Below are 18,168 nucleotides of genomic sequence, written 5' to 3'. Positions count from 1 at the left end.
CAGGCGGTGGGACACTGTTCTCCGTTCAGGGGCTCCCGGCAGGCGGCTGAATCGGGAGACCGGCACGTAGCGCGGAGGGGGCTCAGCGGTATGGCGAGCGAGGCGGTTGCCGCGCTGACGGCACTTCTCACCGAGCGGAAGCAGCGGAGTGGCCTGAGCTACGAACTGCTCGGACGGAAGGTGCACCTGAGCCGGTCGACCGTGCACCGCTACTGCACCGGGCGGAGTGTTCCGACGACGTTCGCGCCGATCGAGGCGATCGCGACCGCGTGCGGGGCGAACCGGGAGGAACTCGCGAAGCTGTACCGGTTGTGGGAGCGCGCGGACCTGGGTGACGCCGCCATCCCGGAGACCGTCGTCCGGCACGCCGACGCGCCGGCGGACACCCGGACGTCGCCTGGTCGCAGGCGGCCACTGGCGAACCTCGCGCTCGTCGCGGTACTCGGGGTCGTCCTGCTCGCCGGGGGCGCCATGGCCACCCCGACCGATCGAGAGGCGCCCGCCGCGATCCAGGCGTCGATGTGGACGAACGCGCCACGCACGCTCGATCCGGAATTCGTCGGGGTGACGGCGAATTCGAACACCGGGCAGATGCCGTCCTTCGAGGTCGGGTCCGTCCGGTTGTGGAACACGCGCACCCGGTGGCAGAACCTGGAGCCGACTCGTGGCCGATACGACTGGAACACGCTCGAACGGCTCGTGACCGGCGCCCGCGGCGCAGGTCTCCCGGTGACCCTGACCTTCGGCGGCACCCCGTCGTGGGCGAGCCCGAACAGCCCGAAATCGGTCTACACCGACGACTCTCGCTCCGGCCCGCCCGACGACCTCGCGGATTGGGAACGTTTCGTGCGCACCGTCGTCGAGCAGTATCGCGGCCGGATCGACGCCTACGAGCTGTGGGACATGGCCAATCACCAAGACTTCTTCAGCGGTTCGACGGCGCAACTGGTGGAGATGACACGCCGGGCGAGCCAGGTGATCAAATCCGTCGACCCGGCCGTGACGGTGGTGTGCCCGTCCATGGGCGAGCTCTGGGATCCCGTGGCGTTCGACAAATTGCGGCAGTTCGCCAAGCTCGGCGGCTACGACCATTGCGACGCCGGCGCGGTGAAGCTGGCTCCCCGCAACGACTCCGACCCGCCGGAGACGATGCTGCCACTGGCGAACGAGATCGAGAAGGCACTGCACGAGGCCGGTGCCGGCATCAGGCTCTGGAGCACCGGCTCGGCGTACGACGTGAACAGGCAGCGGCCGGTGGACGCCGATCGCGGCGCGCAGCACGCGGTCCGGTTCTTCCTGTCCGGGCTTTACGCGCAATACCGCCGCATGTACTTCTACAACTGGGGCAGCGCCAAGATCCCCATCGTGTTGCAGCCCGTCGGCGGCCCGCACACGAAGGCGGCGCGCCACGTGGAGCGCCTGCACCGGTGGCTGGCGGGCAGCCGGATCCATTCCTGTGGACAAGGTCGCCCGGCGGGGCTGCCCGACGACCTGTGGCAGTGCCGGTTCGATCAGGGCGGCCGGACGTTCCTGATCTGGTGGACCATCGACCGGTCCGCGCGGATCCCGGCGGCCCACGGCACCACCTCGGTCGAACAACTCGACGGGACGAGCGCGCCGGTCACGCCCGGTGCCGACGTCACCGTCACCGGGAGCCCGGTCCTGCTCCGAGTCGCTTGACCGGGTACTCCATTCCAGTGATGTGACATTTCGCGGCAACCTGTCAAACTTCAGCTACGTCGAAGGGGTACTTCGGAGCAACAGGGGGACGAATGGGGCAGGGGTTCTCGGTCGAGCCGGCCGCGGTGCGCGCGCTCGGAGACCTGGTCCTGCGGGCGGGCGCGGGCGTCGACACCTATCGCCAGTGGTTCGACCGCTTGGTCGGCGCCGGTGCCGGATTCGACACCGAAAGCGGCGAGGGTTTCTTCGCCGCCGCCTGGCCGAAACTGGACGAGTGGCAGCGCACGGCGCTGAGCCAGACGCGGTTCGCGGCCGACCTCGCCGCGGGCGGCGGACACGAACTGCGCTGTGTGGCGCACTGGTACGGCGTGGTGGACGCGCGTGCGGCGGAATTGCTGGACCGGCTCAACCCGGAGCCCGACGCCGCGCGGGTCCCGGTGGACGAGGTGCGTGACCCGGCCGGTGCCGCGGCGTTCCGCGACGCCGTCCCGGTGGGTTACGGCGGGCCCGATCCGGCGGCCGTCGCCGACCCGACATGGTGGCCGGTGAAGGCCCAGGCGGAGCGCGAGAAACTGCTCGATCTCGGCGGATCCCTCGGCGACGTCGCCGAGGTGATCAAGATGCTCACCGGTTCCGACAAGGACTTCATCACCATGATCGCCGACCTGCTCGTCGGTGACTGGACCGTGCTGCAGCGGCAGGCGGTGCTCTACAACGACGCCGCGCTCGGCCTGGAGAACACCGCGGTCAACATCGACCAGGGCCGGTTCGGGATCCAGGGCGCGTGGGAGGGGGAGGGCGCCGATCGGGCCAAGAACTGGCTGGTCACCTACCGGTCCAGTCTGCTGCAGCTGGCTCGGTACTTCCGTGGCGCGAGCCTGGCGATCCAGGCGCTGGCGAAGCTCGCCTACCACCTGATGCAGGAGATCCGGCACGGCTACAGCTCGGCGATCGACATCGCGTTGCTGATCCTCACCAAGGGCAAGAAACTCGGCCTGGAAAAAGGGATGCGCGTCGTGGAGATCATCAGCGAAGCGCTGTCCCAGCTCGGCCGTCGCGGCAAGCTCGTCGAAGTCGTGAAGGAAGGCGAGATGCTGGACATCATCCATCTCGTGCTGTCCTTCAACGAGATCGTCGGGATCATCCAGACGCTGATCAGCGCCGCGTACGGGCTGGCGCACATGTTCGCGGGGGAGAAGGCCCTCGACGAGGTGCTGGAAACCACCATCGCGATGGGCGATCCGCCGCAGTGGCCTGAGGGCTACGAGCACCGGGACGCCGACTGCCCGGCCAAGCGTAAGAGTGTGCTGCTGTGACAGGAGAACGCACGATCCACGATCCGTTCGACTCCGCCGACGGGGACCGGGCACGGCAGACGGTCATGCGGCTGCTGGCGGCGACCGGTGGTGCCGCCGGGGACTTCGCGGGCGAGGTCGTCGCCGGTCGACGGCAACCGTACGAACTGCTGGCGCACGGCCCGGTGCTGGACGAGTTCGTCCAGGAGGCGCGAGGCTGGTGGCAGGTCATCGACGCGCTGCCCGCCGAGGACCGCCGACGGCTGGCCGCGGAAGCCTGGACGTCCTTGGAACGGCAGGTCGGCGAACTGGCCACTATGGACGTCGACGCCGTCGTCGCCGAACTCGAGGGGCTTTCCGCGGTGGCACAGGATCCGCCGGCGCCGAGCCGTCCGCCTCGCGACGACGAGGACGACGATTGGTCCGAGAGGTCTTATCTGGAGCCGCTCTGACAAAGGATCGGTGCCCTTTCGTGCAAGGAACGCTGTCCCTTCGCACAGAGCTTTCTCACGGGCGGGAGCCCGATGGCATCGTGGCCGCGTGAACTCCCCGGCCTCCCGACGGATGACGAGCGTTTTCCGTTACGTGCCAACGTCGAAGGCCGGGTTACGATGGTCAAGCGGAAGCGGCGTGCCCGGATACGGGACGTCTCGAAGGGGTGACGGATGAACTTCCAGGTCGTACCGGCGGAAATCGGGAAACACGCGGCGAACGTCGACGGGATCGCCGAGCGGCTGGACACCGTGCTGGCGGCGGCGAACACCGCGGCCATGTCCGACGAGGCCTACGGTCTGATCTGCGCGTTCGTCCCGCCCTTCATCAATCCGGCGGAGGAGAAGACGGTCGACTCGATCAAGGCCGCGATCGACGGCGTGCGGGCGACCGCCGCCAACCTGCGCACCGCCGAACAGTCCTACGCCGGGCAGGACGCCGCGGGCGTCGACATGTTCAAGCAGTACGAGGCCGCGATCCCGGCGACTCCGATGGAGAAGGCCTCGCGATGACCAACCCCCTTGTCGCCACCCCGAAGGATTCCACCACCGCGGTGTCCGGCGTTCCCCTGCTCGAATCCGCGACCGAACTCAAGGCGTCCATCGAAAGCGGTGACTGGGCGTCCGTCGCGGTCGGCGCGTTCGGCACCGCCATGGACGCGGTGTCCGCCGCCCTCGACCCGTTCGGCACCATCCTCGCCGCCGGGGTCGGCTGGCTGATGGAGCACGTCGGACCGTTGAAGGAAGCACTCGACGCGCTCGCCGGAGACCCGGACGAGATCGCCGCGCACGCCGAGACCTGGCAGAACGTCGCCAAGGAACTCGGGACGATCAGCGCCGACCTCGACGCGATGGTCGTCGCCGAAACCGCGAACTGGGCAGGCGACGCCGGTGACGCCTACCGCACCAGGGGAGCGGATGTCGCGGCCCTGATCGGCGCCTGCCAGCAGGCCGCCGGCGGCGCGTCCTCCGGCACCCGGATCGGCGGTGAGGTGGTCACCGCGGTCCGCACCCTGGTCCGCGACACCATCGCCGAACTGATCGGCAGGCTGATCAGCTGGGCGCTGCAGGTGCTGGCGACGCTCGGCCTCGGCATGACCTGGGTGCTGCCGCAGGTCACCGCCGCCATCGCGAAGACGGCTTCCAAGATCGCCACCGTCGTCACCAAGCTGGTCAAGGCGATGAGCGCGCTCGCTCCGCTGATGAAGAAGGCGAAGAACATCTTCGCCGAAGCGGAGAAGGCGCTCCGCAAGATCGACACCGGCAAGACCGGACCAGCCGGGAAACCCCGCGGCCCGAAACCGGGCGGCGAGTACAGCAGCACCCGCGGCGGAGGCGGTGGTGGCAAGGGGAAGAAGCCCCAACCCCAGCCGCAACCCGATCTTTCGCCGAACCTCGGGAATTTCGACGAGCTCACCCAGGCGCAGAAAGACGCCGCGCTCAAGATGAAACGGTGGATCCTCGACCACAAGGACAGTGGCCAGTTCGGTGCCTGGCACAACAGCGTGGACAACGACAAGCTCAACTCGCTGGGCTTGGGGAACAAGCCCACCCCCGGCCCCGGCTCGACCTGGGGCGGCAGGATCTACGGGAACCACGGTCAGGCGGGCGGCAAAGTCGGGAACGAAGGCAGGCTTCCGCACAACGGCAAGGTGAGCGGCGGCAACAAGCCCGCCGATCAACCGTACGGTCCGGACGGCAAGCCCACGAAACCCTACGACGGCAACTACTACGAATTCGACGTCCACCCGACACCGAAGTACGAAAACAAGAAACCCATCAGGGACGCCGACGAGTACACGGACTTCAACGGAAAGCCGCTGCCGGAGAACCAGAGGCCGAAGCCGGACCGCATCGTCAAGGACGACAACGACAAGTTCTATTACGCGCCGGGTCACTACGACAAGTTCTACGAGGTCCCTTGAGTCCTGCCGCGTACCCGCTGGTCGAGTGGGTCTAGTGGGTCGTGAGCGGACTCGCCACAGTGCCTGACGCTTTCTCGACTGTCCACAAGGGACACTTTTGGGGTGGCAGTGCCCAGGGCGGGCGTTTTGCGAGGGGTCGTGGGCGACCGTGCCGCGAAAGCCACTTTCGCGACCCCAGGCGTCGCGAAAGTGGCTTTCGCGACGCGTCTCGACCATGGGTTTCAGCGACAGCACGGCGTAGCGAAAGCCCCCTCCTCGCTACCGCACCCTGCACCCGACGTTGCGAACTTGGCCTTACCCCTCAATGACTCGCGTGTTTGGACGCCGGACACCCGAGTGCGGCATCCAGGCACGCGAGTGACGTGTTCAAGCACGCGAGTCACGGCTTCGCTCCGCCCGCCACCCCCGGGGAGAACGGGCTCGCACCGCACATCAGGGGCGAAGGCGCCCTTCACTGCATCGGACGCGGCGAAGGACGCCTTCACCTCACCGCCGGCCCCACCCCACGACCACGACACACCTTGGAGCCGCTCCAAAGAGCGTCAGTGACGCTTCGTCGTGAAGCAGACGCGGATCGTCGTACCCTGCGGGCCGGTGTGGACGCGCACGAGGTCGGACAGATGGTTGACCAGCAGGAGCCCGCGGCCGCGTAGCTGGCCGGGGGAGGCGGGCCGCCGTCCGGCCAGCGGGTCGGTCAGGCGGCCGGTGTCGTGGACCTCGCAGACCAGCCCGCCCGCCTCGGACCAGATGCTGAGCCGTCCCTGTCCGCCGCCGTGGTCCACGCTGTTGGCCAGGAGTTCGGCGACCACGAGCTGGACGTCCGCCACTTGATCGTCGGTGAGGCCGGCACGCCGGGCCTGGTCACGGGCCATGGCGCGGGCGTGAGCCAGGGCAGCGGCCTCGCCGGTGACGGCGTCGAGGATGCGGTACCCGCCCGGTTCGGTCGGGGCCGGTTCGGGCAGCGGGGTGTTGTAATCGGTGATGATGCGGTCGGGGTCGTAGCCGGTGCTGGCGCGCTCTCCGGTGGAGTCGATCAGGACCGGGTGGGTGGCTTCGGCGTCGGACAGGGCGCGGGCGTCGAGGCGGGTGACGTCGTAGGGGCAGAGAATGGTGACTTCGCGGCCGGTGAACGCGTGGTTGATCAGGGCCTCGTGCTGGGCGCACGCCGGGTACTCCAGCTCGGACCGTTCGGCCCAGATGGGCTCGCCGATGATGCGGACCCGCCGCGTGGTGTGGTCGTCGGCGAAGGCACGGAGGACGCCGGGGATGATCCGGCCGGGGTTGCGGCCTTCGTCGGTCATGTCCAGCAGTCGTACCCGCTCGGCGTCCCGGCCCAAGGCGGTCCGCAGCAGCTCCAGGTTGGGGCCGGGCACCGAGACCGCGACCGGCTCGCCGCTCTCCAGCCCCCGAAGGATGAACGGGACGGTGCCCGCCAGGTAGTCGTCCGGCCCCCGGTAGAACAGCGCCGGGTGAACGAACGGGTCGGTGCCCGCCGCTGTCGTGGTCGCCTTCACCATGACCGGGTACCCCCGTTCAGGAGGTTGACGCATGGCGCGCCACCGGCATGTCCCAACCCTGCACCCACGCTGACCCCGTACTGCCGACTTCTTCGTACCCAGTCTAGTGACGGCGACACCGGGGCACGTCCGCCCTCGGCTCATTCACTACGTGCCCTGACTTATTGCGCACAAGCTGGCGACCACTGTGGTCCGGGGTGATGCTTGCCGAGCCGGGGTCGTTCACACTGAAGTAAGGGGCGCCGTGGTGGAACTGTCGTGGGTGGAACGGGAGATCGCCAAGCCGTTCGCCTTCGTCGTGATCGAAGGCGAACCCGGTTCCGGGAAGACGGACCTCCTCCGCCGGGTGGCGCGTTCCGCGGCTGCTCAGGAGCGGACCGTGATCGAGCTCCGCTGCGTGCGGGAGCCCGATCCGGCGCCGCTCGCACCGCTGCTCGACGCGCTGGGAACCGCCGCGGACAGGTGGACGGGGACGGCCGGTCGCCTGTCGCCACTCGCCGGGGTCCTGCACCCCTTGCTCCCCGAACTCGGCGCCGTCCTGCCGGAGCCGATCGGCTCGGATCGCCACCTGGTGCACCGTGCGCTCCGCGAACTGCTGACCTTGCCGGAGCGCACCGTCCTGATCGTCGACGACGCGGACGAGGCCGATGAGGAGACTCAGGACTTCCTCCGTTTGCTGGCCGCCCGGCCGTCCGAACGGCTGGCCGTCGTGACCGGCTCCGCGCTCCGGCTGCAGCAACGGACTCTTCGCGATGCCTGGTGGCCTCCCCGCTCCGGGGTGACGGCGCGATGCACCCTGAAACCGCTGCGGATCGCGGACGTCGTGGCGAAGGCCGGTTCGCGTGAGCTCGCCGAGCGGGTCCATCGCCGAACCGGCGGGGTGGCCGCCGCGGTCACCGCGGTACTGGAAGCGATCTCCGGACTCGACGCGCAGGCCGCCATGAAGCTCTCGGAGAAGGTCGTCCCCGCCGCTTGGGCGGCGGAACTCGCCGCGAGGTTCGCGGTGCTGGAGCAAGGCGCCGCGGCGGTCGTGGCGGCCGCGGTGATCCTCGGCAGGCCGGCGGGTGGCAAGGCGCTCGCCGCCGTGGCGGGCTCGGACGGCGCCGGAATCGTCGACGACCTGCTCCAGGCGATGGCCGCGGGGTTCCTGCGTGACCTCGGGAACGATCGTTACGCGGTGCGCAGTCCGCTGGTCGCGGACGCGGTCCGCGCCGCCATCCCGGGCCCGCGACGGTCTCAGCTGCACTCCGGCGCCGCGCGGCTGCTGGCCTGCTCGGACGAGCCGGAACCGCGGAGGGTCGCGTACCACCACCGGGAGGCCGGTGAGCTCGACGAGTGGGCGCGGTACGTCTCGGAATCCGTGGACCAGGCGGCGGCGGAGGGCAGGCCGGACGAAGCCGTGCGGCTGCTTGAGGCCGCGCTCGGGGACTCCGCGCTTTCTCGGGCGCGCAGGGAGAACTTCGCCGTCCGGCTGAGCCGGGAGACCGCGTACGGACTGATCGGCGAATCCACGCTGCGGCTGCTGCGCACGGCGGCGCACGACTGGCCGATGAGCAAGGCCGCTCGCGGCGAGATCCGGATCAACCTCGGCCGGGTCCTGATCAACCAGATCGGGCAGGTCGACGCGGGCCGTTCCGAGATCGAGCTGGCCATCGCGGATCTCGACGGCCGGCGTGCGCTCCTCGCCCGCGGGCTGATCACCTTGGCTCTCCCGCACGTCGGGCCGGTGCCGGTCGAGGAGAACCTGCGCTGGCTGGACCAGGCCGAACAAGCCAGCAAGGGCACCCGCGACGTCGAACTGATCGCCGCGGTCACCGCGAACCGGGTGTCCGGACGGATGCAGGTGGCCGATCCCGGGGTCTGGCAGGACGTCGGCACGCTTCCGGCCTCGCCCCGGTCCGCCGAGGTTCGCAGGCAGGTCAGCCGGACCTACGTCAACCTCGCCGACGCGGCCGCCTGGAACGGGTACTACCCGGTGGCGAGGACGTATCTCGCCACCGCCCGTCGGCTGGTCCACGACGAGGAACAGCCCTACCTGGAAGCGCTCGCGGCCGGGACGGACCTCCGGCTCGACGTCGCGATGGGCATCTGGCCCGAGGTGGAGGCCGAGGTCCTCGGGCTGGTGGGCCGCGTCGGCCGAGACAGTTCGCTCGCCGCGGAGCCCTTGCTCGCGCTGGCTTGGTACCAGCTGGGCAACGGACGTCGCAAAGAGGCGTCACGGAACTTCGACACCGCCTTCGCGCTCGCGGCCGGGAACGTGCCGCAGCGGGCGTCGGCGTTCGCGGGGCGGGTGGCCGTCCTCCTCGCGGCCAAGGAACTCCCCGCCGCCGCGCGGCTCGCGGAGAGCGGACTCGAGAGTGTGCGCCGAAAGAACAACTGGGTCTGGGCGGCCGAACTCCTCCCGCCCGCCGTCCGCGTTCTCGTCGACAGAGGGGAGACCGACGCGGCGGAGCGCCTGGTCGCCGAGTACCAAGAGGGGATAGCCGGACGGGACGCGCCGCTCGCCCATGCGGCGGCTCTCTTCTGCCAGGGGCTGCTCGCCAGGGCCCGGCCCGCCGACGCGGTCGAATCGTTCAGCCAGGCGGCGTTGTCCTATCAGGCTTTGCCGCGCCCCTATGCCGCTGCCGGTGCGAGCGAACTCGCCGGTGAGTGTTATGCCGAACTCGGCGACCACCGGAAACTGCTTGGCGCGTTGACCTCGGCCGAAACCATTTACCGTTCCCTGAAGTCGGTCGCCGACGCGCAGCGATGCCGCCGGATCCTGGCGCGCCACGATCCCACCACTCCGTCGCGTGGTCGCCGTGGCTACGGCCAGGCCTTGTCGCCGCGCGAACTCGAAGTGGCGCGTCTGGCCGCGCAGAATCTCAGTAACCGTGAGATCGCGGAACGGCTTTTTCTGTCCGCGCGGACGGTCGAGGTCCATATCAGCCGGGCGTTGAACAAACTCGATCTGCCTTCGCGCGCGGTGCTCGGCGAGCATTTGTCTCGCTCCTGAACCGGCGAACGGCTCCGATTTGGCCTTGCCATGTGCTTTTTCTTTGATGAGGTCACTTATTTAATGGGCTTACGGCACTGATTATTGACGCGTTGATATTTAATTGAGTAGTGCGCCGAGCCCAATACTTATTGTTCCTGTCCGGTGGAGAACTCACTGTTGTCACAACGTCTCCCGGTGTTGATTCCCCACTTTCAGGAGTGACTCGATGCGTGAAAGTCTCCGTCCAAGAAGGATCGTGGTCATTGCCGGCCTGGCACTCGCTCTGGGCTTGGCGGCAGTGCCCGCCATTGCCTCGCCTGCCGGGCCGATTGTCCGGGCGTGGCTGCCGGACGCGATTCCAGGTTCCTATCTCGTCACTTTGAAGACCGGGCCGTCACCCGCCGCCGAGGCTCGGTCGCTGGCGGCGGAATACGGCGGGCAGGTCACCCGCACCTACGACGCCGCGCTTCGCGGTTTCGCGGGTCGGATGACCGAAGCGCAGGCTCGGCGGCTGGCCGCGGATCCGGCCGTCGCCTCGGTCGAACCGGACGGCCTCGCGCACGCGACCGACACCCAGAACGATCCCACCTGGGGCCTGGACCGGGTCGACCAGAAGGATCTGCCGCTCGACAAGAAGTACGACTACGCCAACAAAGGCGACGGCGCCACGGTCTACGTGCTCGACACGGGGACGGACTACCGGGAGTCCGGGTTCGGCGGGCGCGCGAGCAGTGGCTACGACTTCGTCGACAACGACAGTGACGCCTCGGACTGCCACGGCCACGGCACGCACGTCGCCGGAACCGTCGGCAGCACGACCTACGGTGTCGCGAAAGGCGTGAAGATCGTGGCCGTCCGCGTGCTCGGCTGCAACTCCAGCGCGCCGTGGTCGACGATCGTGTCGGGAATCGACTGGGTCGCCAAGAACGCCAAGAAGCCCGCGGTGCTCACGATGAGCATCGGCGGCGGTGCGACGTCCACTGTGGACCAGGCGGTCCAGGGCGCGGTCCGGGCCGGGATCACCGTCACGGTCGCGGCCGGCAACGAGGGGCAGGACGCCTGCAACGTCTCGCCCGCCCGGACGCCGGAAGCGATCACGGTCGCCGCGAGCGACATCCAGGACAAGCGGTCGATCTTCAACTCCTCGCAGTCGTCGAACTATGGGACCTGCACCGATCTGTTCGGACCGGGCAGCAACATAACCTCGACCCGCAACGGCGGCGGCACGCAGCAGATGAGCGGCACGTCGATGGCCACCCCGCACGTCGCCGGCGCGGCCGCGCTCTACCTGACCGCCAACCCGTCGGCCACCCCGGAGCAGGTCACCAAGGCACTGCTCGACAACGCCACCCCCGGCAAGATCTCCGACCCGAAAGGGTCGCCGAACAAGCTGCTGTACACCGGTTTCCTCGGCGGAGGCACGCCGTCCTGCGCGGGTGGCACCAGCACCGACGACGTAGCCGTCCCGGACGCCGGTGAAGCCGTGGGCAGCACCGTGACCATCGGTTCCTGCGACGCGAAGGGAACCGCTGGCACCTCGGTGGCCGTGGCGATCAAGCACCCGTACACGGGCGACCTCAAGATCGACCTCGTCACGCCGAGCGGCAAGGTCGTCAACCTCAAGCAGGCGGGCGGCGAAAGCACCGTCGACCTCTCCAAGACCTACACCGTCGACACCTCGGGCGAGAACCGTTCCGGCGACTGGAAGCTGCGTGTCCAGGACGTCTACCGGTTCGACACCGGCGTGCTCGACAGCTTCGGCCTGACCTTCTGATTTCCTCCCTGCTGAAAGGAAATACCGTGAAAAGGAAAAGAGTCCTCGGACTGCTGGCACTGGGTGTGGCGGCACTGTCGATCCCCGTGGCAGGCGGAACCGCCGGGGCCGCACCCAAGCCGACCGCGTCGGCGATCGCTCCCACCGGTGACGTCCAGGTTCCCGGCGGTGCCCATGCCCTGGGCATCGGCGGCGTGCCCGCTTCGGTGAAGGACTATCCCTTCGCCATCGCGGCCCTGCGTGAGGGCGGCTCGCGTCCCAAGGGGCAGAGCTGCAGCGGTTCCGTCGTGGCGCCCCGCAAGGTGATGGTCGCGGCGCACTGCAAGGAACTGGCAGGTGAGAAATCCGTCCTCTATGGACTGGACGATCTGGTGAGCACCGGCGGCACCCAGCTCAAGGCCGTCGACTACCAGCTGCACCCGAAGTTCACCCAGCCCTGGAACGGCTACGACGTCGCGATCATCACCACCGACGGCGACATCCCCGTCCCCGCCGGCGGCTACGCGAAGGTCGCCACCTCCGCCGACACCGGCCTCGAGGCGCCGGGCAAGGACGGTTTCAGCCTGGGCTACGGCAAGAAGAGCTACAACGACAGCCCCGCCGACGTCACTTTGCAGAAGCTGACGCTGCCGATCGTCAACGCGAACCAGTGCACCGGGGTGGAGAACGGCGTCGACCCGGCGACGATGATCTGCGCCGGGTATTCCGACGGCCGCAAGACCGTGCTTCCCGGTGACAGCGGTGGCCCGTTCATCGTCAACGGTGTCGTCGTCGGCATCACGTCATGGAGCCGCAGCGACTTCCGGTGGTACAGCGTCTACAGCCGCCTGAACAACGAAATGGGCGACTGGGTCAAGCAGCAGATCGGCGAAGTGCCCAGCACCGACAAGTTCACCCTCGCGGCCTCGCCGGGTTCGGTGAAGGCCGACCCCGGCAAGTACGTCTCGGCGTCGATCACGAGCAAGCCGGGTAAGAACGGCGTCGAGGACGTCGCGCTGACCGCATCCGGGCTGCCCGACGGTGCCAAGGCGACCTTCCAGCCGTCGTCCATCAAGTCCGGTGACACCGCGAAGCTCACGATCGAGACCGCGACGGGCACACCGGAACGGGACTACACGATCACCGTATCCGGCAAGGGAACGACCGACACCGCGACCACCACGCTGACGCTGACCGTCGGCAAGGGCGGCACCGAACCGGGTGATCTCAAGGTGACGCTCAACCCCGCATCGGGCACCGCGCGCGCCGGCTCGCCGGCGAGCGCGACGGTCTCCGCGACCGGCGGCAGTGGCTCCATCACCCTGTCCGCCACCGGTCCGGGCCTGCCGATCGCTCCGTTCTTCAACCCGCAGACCATTTCCAGCGGCGGCAGCTCGACGATGCAGATCTTCGCGCCGTTCCAGGCGGGGACCTATCCGATCACCGTGACGGCGAAGGACGGCTCCGGCAAGACCTCGACCGCCACGTACACCCTCACCGTCCAGTGACCGTACTCATCAACGAGGTGGCAATCCATGCGTAAATTACTGCTGACCCTGGGCGCGTTGACCCCCTTACTGGCGCTGAGCATCGGAAACGCCGTCGCGGCGGAAGCCGAAGGTGTCGTGGTGCAGGCGAAACAGCACTACGGCGACCAGTACATCGTGGTACTGAAGGACGGCCTCGCGACCGCGCAGGCCGCGTCGGTCTCGCTGACCGAACGCTTCGGCGGCGAGGTGCGGTCCACCTGGTCCGCGGCGCTGAACGGCTTCTCGGTCAAGAAGATGACCGAGCAGCAGGCTCGGCGGCTGGCGGCGGACCCGTCGGTCAAGGCCGTCTACCAGGACGGCACGGCTCGCGGCACCGACACGCAGGCCAACCCGACGTGGGGTCTGGACCGCGTCGACCAGAAGGCCCTGCCGCTGGACAAGAAGTACACCTACAACAACAGCGGTGAGGGTGTCACCGCGTACGACCTCGACAGCGGCATCAACCCCGACAACCCGGAGTACGAAGGCCGGGCCAGTCTCGGCAAGGATTTCATGGGCGGTGACGGCAAGGACTGCAACGGACACGGCAGCCACACGGCAGGCACCATCGGCAGCAAGACCTACGGTGTCGCCAAGAAGGTCAAGATCGTCGGGCTGAAGGTGCTGGGCTGCAACAACTCCGGGCCCGACTCGGGCATCATCGACGCCGTCGACTGGGTGACGGCCAACGCGAAGAAGCCGGCCGTGGCGAACATGAGCCTCACGATGGACGCGCCCGGTGTGGGTGACGACGCGCTCAAGAAGTCGATCGCGTCGGGCGTCGTCTACGGCGTCGCGTCGGGCAACGCCTCGACCGACGCCTGCAACACCAGCCCCGCCAGGGTTCCCGAAGCCATCACGGTGAACGCCACGGACTCCAGCGACAACCGGTCGTCGTTCTCGAACTACGGCTCGTGCACGGACATCTTCGCGCCAGGCTCCAACATCACGTCGCTGAGCCCGAGCAACGGCGGGTCCGCGGTCATGAACGGCACCTCCATGGCGACGCCGCACGTCGTCGGCGCGGCCGCGCTCTACCTGGCGGCCAACCCGTCGGCGACGCCGAAGCAGGTGCGTGACGCGTTGGTCAACAACGCGTCCGACGGTGTCGTCAAGAACCCCGGCAGTGGCTCGCTGAACAAACTGCTGAACGTGTCGTTCATCGGTGGCGGCGGCCCGGCGCCGACGTGCGGCACGAAGTCGAACACCACCCCGGTGGCGATTCCGGACGCCGGCGCCGCGGTGACGAGCTCGATCACCCAGGAAGGGTGCGACGGGAGGGCGTCCTCGGCGTTGCCGGTCAAGGTGGACATCAGCCACACCTACACCGCCGACCTGGCGCTGGACCTGATCGGGCCCAGCGGCAAGACCTACCGCCTCAAGAACTCGGGCGGCACAGGCAGTGCTTCGGGAGTGCACGAGACCTACACGGTCGACGCCTCCGGCGAGAACGCCAACGGGACCTGGAAGCTGAGCGCCCAGGACGTCTACAGGTTCGACACCGGTTCGATCGACGGATTCACCCTCACGTTCTGACCAGGGTGGGGTGAGAGGTGGGGTCGGTCTCGATGCCGGCCCCACTTCGTCGCGTGTGGCCGGCTTTCGCAGTGTGACCGGTCAGTCGTGAGTGGTGCCTTGGGCTGGGCCCAGCACATCATCGGAAGGTAGTGAGGGGCGCCTTCCTTACCCTCAGGGTAGGGAAGGAGGCCTTCACGGACCGGCGTGACCGGTCAGCAGGCTCTCCGCGTGCCCGGCGTCCTAAGTGGATACAAGAAGCTCCTTTGCATGCCCCTTGGGGTAATGCTACGAGCGGTCGTGGCCGATGGCGGCGGCGATGCTCGCGGGATGGCGTCACGCACGAGCGCGCCGATGACGGGAGCGAGCTCGGGCAGAACCGGCGCCCACGCCGCTTCGATACCGCCGGTCCGGACACGTTCGGCGAACGCGTCCATGAACGCGATCTCGGCTTGTTTCGCTTCGTCGTCTTCGATGTCTTCGACGCTGATCAGGATGGCGGCGCGAACCCTGCCGCTGTTCGCCGAGGTGGTCGAGAAGTGCCGCGACATCGTCGGAGTACTGGGTCCAGGTGTGCCGGGCCGGGTCGGCGCATACCGATCGGCCGTATCCGCGCACGTCGGGGAGAACGATCGTGTGGCGGTCCGCCAGCCGTTCGGCCAGCGGGATGAGGCTGTGATGGTCAGGGCCGCCTCGTGCGGAAGCACAAGGGGCGGCCCTGATCCGATGGAGATCGCGTGGAGCGGGCAGCCGTCACCGCCGTGGTACGTGATTCCATTGTGGACTTTTCTCAGTGGTGGTAGGCGTGCACGACCGCGTGTCCGGAGCCGCGGCCGATGAGCCACTTGTTGACCGGGGTGGTGAGCAGGAAGACGAACGCCAGCGCGACGGCGAGTACGATGGTCGCGACGTTGCCCCAGCCCAGTGCGGTGCCGATCACCATGCCGAGCACCTCGCCGATGGCGCAGCCGGGTTCGAGTCCTGCGACGAGATTGAAGGAACCAGTGAGCAGGTTGAGCGACACCAGTCCCACCGTGTCGGCGATGATCTGATCGCTCCAGCCGTGCTCTCGCAACTCGGCGATGTCCTCGTCGCCGAGCGAAGACGGTTCGGCGAGGACCCGCACGGCATACGCCATCAACGCCGCCTCACGCCGATCGGTCGACGTGCCTTGCCTGGCCAGGGAGATGTCGGTCTCGCTGAGCCCGGCCTTCAGCGCGGCCTGGGTGTGCGCGTCGAGGCTTGACCCGCTTCATGGCCCTCGAGAAGTCGAGGTAGCCCTGAAGGAGCGCGGGGGAGTGGGCCGTCGCGGTCACCATCGGGCCCGTCGAGCCGCGCCGTCCGATGATCTCGTCGAGCAACTCGGCCGACTTGGCAGGCGCGTCCGCCGGGGCGAGCGAACGAAGACGCTGCACGGCTCCTCCTGATGCTGTCGGTCGATCGCCAGGAACAGTATACGGGTAGGGGGTACGAGTCCAGATGTGACCTTGTCGTGCAAAGGATTCACTGCTCACCGAGGCGAGTGGGCCGCTTGACCGCGGGCTCCGAGCGCGGCACTCCCGCGAACCGGGCCGGGCGGAAGGCGGCGAGGGCGTCCTGCGCGGTGTCGGTGACGATCTCCGCCGCGGCCAGCCGGGCGAGGATCGGGGCGAGCGTGATCCCGCTGTGGGTGACGAGAAAGTAGATCCGCGAGGTCTCCGGCGGGTATCCGGCGATGGTGTGCCCGTCGGCGGGCATGGACCGGATCGCCACCCGGAAGTCGATTTCCGGGGACGGACGACCGGTCAGGGCCGTGAACCGCGCGGCGACGGCGGCGCTGATATCACCGTCGACTTCGCCGTCCGCGGGGTCGACGGAGGAGCTCAGGTCGAGCGCCTGCACCACGGTGGCGCCGTCCGCATCGGGGCGGAGGTTGAGGTCCGGGGTGTGCAGGACGCAGCGGAGGTCGATCGCGGGGGAGCGTACGTACCCGAGCAGGCCGACGATCGGGGAGCCGCGACGGGCGTCGGTCACCATGGGGATGTCGAAGCCGCTGCGCGCGGCGAGCCCGTCGGTCCACCGGCCGGTGGCGACCACGACCCGGTCGGCGCCGAGGACCGTTCCGTCGGCGAGCGTGACGGACGCGCCCTCCGGCCCGTCGCCGACAGCCACGACCTCCCCGATCGTCAGCGTCGCGCCGTGTCTGCGGGCATCGTCGAGTATCGCGGCGAGGAGGTGTTCCGGGAGTACGTAACCCTCGCTGGGGAAGTGCGCGATCGCCGTGGTGGTCTCCGGAATCCGCACGTCGCCGGCGATCCGCCGGGCTTCGTCGCGATCGACCCACTGTGCGGGGTAGTCCCGCGACCGCAGCCGCTCGACGTTCTCGGTCAGCCACGATTCGCCGCGCGCGTCCGCGCAGTGCAGGCCGCCACCGCGGAAGTACGCCGGCGTGCCACCGAGTTCCTTGGCGAGCTTCTCGTGTTCTTCCATTCCGGCGACGTTGAGCCGTTGATAGGCGGGATCGGGTTTGCGGTTCGCATTGGTCCACGCGAACGTCGTGGCGGTCGTCCCGCGTCCGGGGCCCCATCGGTCCAGCAGCACCACGTCCGCCCCGGCGACGGCGAGTGCACGTGCCATGCTCACGCCGACGATTCCGGCGCCGACAACGATGATCTTCATTCGCTCTCTCCTCCCGAGCCTGCAAATGACCGTACAAAACACGAATCAACCGGTCAATGGTCCGATTGACCGATCGAATCGCGATTTGTATGGTTCGATCATGGCCACGCTGTTGCATCTGAAGATCCGGCGTGAGCTGGAGGAGAAGATCCAGCGTGGCGACCTCCCGCCCGGCGCGCGGTTGCCCACCGAAGCGGAACTGCAAAGCCAGTACGGGGTCAGCAGGGCCACGGCGCAGCGAGCGCTCAACGAGTTGGCCAATGCCGGGCTGGTCGTGCGAAGGCGACGGCACGGAACGTTCGTCGCCGACGTCCGGCAACAGATCAACCTGCTGAACTTCGCCGCCCCGGGCGCGGCCGAGAAGGGCGTACCCGGCAGGCACGAAGTGGTGTCCCAACGGATCGTGCGGGCAGGCGACGCGGTCGTCGAGATCCCCGGCGCGGACCCGGATTCCGCGGTCGTCGAGCTGGTGCGCGTCAAGCTCGACCTCCAGGAGCGGCCGCGCACTCTCGAACGGCACGCGATCCTCTTCTCGGTCGCGCCGAACCTGCTCGACGAGGACCTCGCCGACTTCGTGAGCCTGCGCTATTTCGCCGCGAAGAAGATTCCGCTGGGCCCGCTCCGGGTCTACCTCGAACCGGTCGTGCTCGGCGCGCGTGAGGCCGAGCTGCTCGAGAGCGAGGCCGGTGTGCCAGCCATGCAACGCCGCCGGGAAACCCGGACGGAAGACGGGACCGTGATCGAGGCCGTCGTCACCGTGGTCCGCCCTGGTTCCGCGCAGTTCTTCGTGGAGTTGCCGCCTCCCGCGCCGTGACGCGGCGGAGAGCG

14 protein-coding genes are annotated in these 18,168 nt (G+C 68.6%); 10 read left to right on the top strand and 4 right to left on the bottom strand.

Annotated features, from left to right (window positions below; genetic code table 11):
- Positions 1-90 precede the first annotated feature (90 nt).
- The 5 genes from ACLJO0_RS29880 to ACLJO0_RS29860 all read left to right on the top strand — a co-directional run bounded on the left by ACLJO0_RS29880 (position 91) and on the right by ACLJO0_RS29860 (position 5,391).
- Entirely contained in the window at positions 91-1,680 is a 1,590-nt protein-coding gene (locus ACLJO0_RS29880) for a helix-turn-helix domain-containing protein (RefSeq protein ID WP_410582028.1), read from the top strand.
- Between the two features lie 92 nt (positions 1,681-1,772).
- Positions 1,773-2,996, top strand: a complete 1,224-nt coding sequence (locus ACLJO0_RS29875; protein ID WP_410582027.1) for a hypothetical protein — start codon at positions 1,773-1,775, stop codon at positions 2,994-2,996.
- The gene (locus ACLJO0_RS29870) at positions 2,993-3,427 is read left to right on the top strand and encodes a hypothetical protein (RefSeq protein WP_410582026.1); all 435 of its coding nucleotides are present in this window, start codon (positions 2,993-2,995) and stop codon (positions 3,425-3,427) included. Before ACLJO0_RS29875 ends, ACLJO0_RS29870 begins: the two co-directional genes overlap by 4 nt.
- Positions 3,428-3,640: 213 nt before the next feature.
- Positions 3,641-3,979, top strand: coding sequence for a type VII secretion target (locus tag ACLJO0_RS29865; RefSeq protein WP_410582025.1), 339 nt, complete (start codon positions 3,641-3,643; stop codon positions 3,977-3,979).
- Positions 3,976-5,391, top strand: a complete 1,416-nt coding sequence (locus ACLJO0_RS29860) for a WXG100 family type VII secretion target (RefSeq protein WP_410582024.1) — start codon at positions 3,976-3,978, stop codon at positions 5,389-5,391. Before ACLJO0_RS29865 ends, ACLJO0_RS29860 begins: the two co-directional genes overlap by 4 nt.
- A 542-nt stretch (positions 5,392-5,933) precedes the next feature.
- Here the strand turns inward: ACLJO0_RS29860 and ACLJO0_RS29855 are convergent.
- Entirely contained in the window at positions 5,934-6,908 is a 975-nt protein-coding gene (locus tag ACLJO0_RS29855; RefSeq protein ID WP_410582023.1) for an anti-sigma factor RsbA family regulatory protein, read from the bottom strand.
- Positions 6,909-7,152: 244 nt separating this feature from the next.
- Here ACLJO0_RS29855 and ACLJO0_RS29850 point away from each other — a divergent pair, with 244 nt between their 5' ends.
- From ACLJO0_RS29850 to ACLJO0_RS29835, 4 genes are all read left to right on the top strand, one after another.
- Positions 7,153-9,903 (top strand): AAA family ATPase, encoded by a 2,751-nt coding sequence (locus ACLJO0_RS29850; protein WP_410582022.1) that lies wholly within the window; start codon positions 7,153-7,155, stop codon positions 9,901-9,903.
- A 208-nt stretch (positions 9,904-10,111) separates the two neighbouring features.
- Complete coding sequence (locus ACLJO0_RS29845) at positions 10,112-11,659, top strand: S8 family serine peptidase (protein ID WP_410582020.1); 1,548 nt, start codon at positions 10,112-10,114, stop codon at positions 11,657-11,659.
- Between the two features lie 26 nt (positions 11,660-11,685).
- Positions 11,686-13,146, top strand: a complete 1,461-nt coding sequence (locus ACLJO0_RS29840) for a trypsin-like serine protease (protein ID WP_410582019.1) — start codon at positions 11,686-11,688, stop codon at positions 13,144-13,146.
- A gap of 27 nt (positions 13,147-13,173) precedes the next feature.
- Complete coding sequence (locus ACLJO0_RS29835; protein ID WP_410582018.1) at positions 13,174-14,703, top strand: S8 family serine peptidase; 1,530 nt, start codon at positions 13,174-13,176, stop codon at positions 14,701-14,703.
- A 194-nt stretch (positions 14,704-14,897) separates the two neighbouring features.
- Here the strand turns inward: ACLJO0_RS29835 and ACLJO0_RS29830 are convergent, their stop codons facing one another.
- From ACLJO0_RS29830 to ACLJO0_RS29820, 3 genes are all read right to left on the bottom strand, one after another.
- Entirely contained in the window at positions 14,898-15,233 is a 336-nt protein-coding gene (locus ACLJO0_RS29830; protein WP_410582017.1) for a hypothetical protein, read from the bottom strand.
- A gap of 239 nt (positions 15,234-15,472) precedes the next feature.
- Positions 15,473-15,820 (bottom strand): DUF4396 domain-containing protein, encoded by a 348-nt coding sequence (locus tag ACLJO0_RS29825; RefSeq protein WP_410582015.1) that lies wholly within the window; start codon positions 15,818-15,820, stop codon positions 15,473-15,475.
- A 365-nt stretch (positions 15,821-16,185) separates the two neighbouring features.
- Positions 16,186-17,340: an NAD(P)/FAD-dependent oxidoreductase gene (locus ACLJO0_RS29820; protein ID WP_410582013.1), complete on the bottom strand. Its 1,155-nt coding sequence runs from the start codon at positions 17,338-17,340 to the stop codon at positions 16,186-16,188.
- A 100-nt stretch (positions 17,341-17,440) separates the two neighbouring features.
- On the opposite strand from ACLJO0_RS29820, the gene ACLJO0_RS29815 reads away from it, so the two are divergent.
- Positions 17,441-18,154, top strand: a complete 714-nt coding sequence (locus tag ACLJO0_RS29815) for a GntR family transcriptional regulator (RefSeq protein WP_410582012.1) — start codon at positions 17,441-17,443, stop codon at positions 18,152-18,154.
- The last annotated feature ends 14 nt before the right edge of the window (positions 18,155-18,168 follow it).

It is taken from the genome of Amycolatopsis sp. lyj-108 (assembly GCF_046549005.1).
GTDB lineage: Bacteria > Actinomycetota > Actinomycetes > Mycobacteriales > Pseudonocardiaceae > Amycolatopsis.
The sequence above is the reverse complement of the archived record's forward strand: the minus strand, read 5'-3'. Positions and strand labels throughout refer to the sequence as shown.

Bases quoted from the DNA above. Each gene is read 5' to 3' on its own strand.
- ACLJO0_RS29880 (WP_410582028.1), top strand. From the start codon at position 91: ATGGCGAGCGAGGCGGTTGCCGCGCTGACGGCACTTCTCACCGAGCGG.
- ACLJO0_RS29875 (WP_410582027.1), top strand. From the start codon at position 1,773: ATGGGGCAGGGGTTCTCGGTCGAGCCGGCCGCGGTGCGCGCGCTCGGA.
- ACLJO0_RS29865 (WP_410582025.1), top strand. From the start codon at position 3,641: ATGAACTTCCAGGTCGTACCGGCGGAAATCGGGAAACACGCGGCGAAC.
- ACLJO0_RS29860 (WP_410582024.1), top strand. From the start codon at position 3,976: ATGACCAACCCCCTTGTCGCCACCCCGAAGGATTCCACCACCGCGGTG.
- ACLJO0_RS29855 (WP_410582023.1), bottom strand. From the start codon at position 6,908: ATGGTGAAGGCGACCACGACAGCGGCGGGCACCGACCCGTTCGTTCAC.
- ACLJO0_RS29845 (WP_410582020.1), top strand. From the start codon at position 10,112: ATGCGTGAAAGTCTCCGTCCAAGAAGGATCGTGGTCATTGCCGGCCTG.
- ACLJO0_RS29835 (WP_410582018.1), top strand. From the start codon at position 13,174: ATGCGTAAATTACTGCTGACCCTGGGCGCGTTGACCCCCTTACTGGCG.
- ACLJO0_RS29830 (WP_410582017.1), bottom strand. From the start codon at position 15,233: ATGTCGCGGCACTTCTCGACCACCTCGGCGAACAGCGGCAGGGTTCGC.
- ACLJO0_RS29825 (WP_410582015.1), bottom strand. From the start codon at position 15,820: ATGGCGTATGCCGTGCGGGTCCTCGCCGAACCGTCTTCGCTCGGCGAC.
- ACLJO0_RS29820 (WP_410582013.1), bottom strand. From the start codon at position 17,340: ATGAAGATCATCGTTGTCGGCGCCGGAATCGTCGGCGTGAGCATGGCA.
- ACLJO0_RS29815 (WP_410582012.1), top strand. From the start codon at position 17,441: ATGGCCACGCTGTTGCATCTGAAGATCCGGCGTGAGCTGGAGGAGAAG.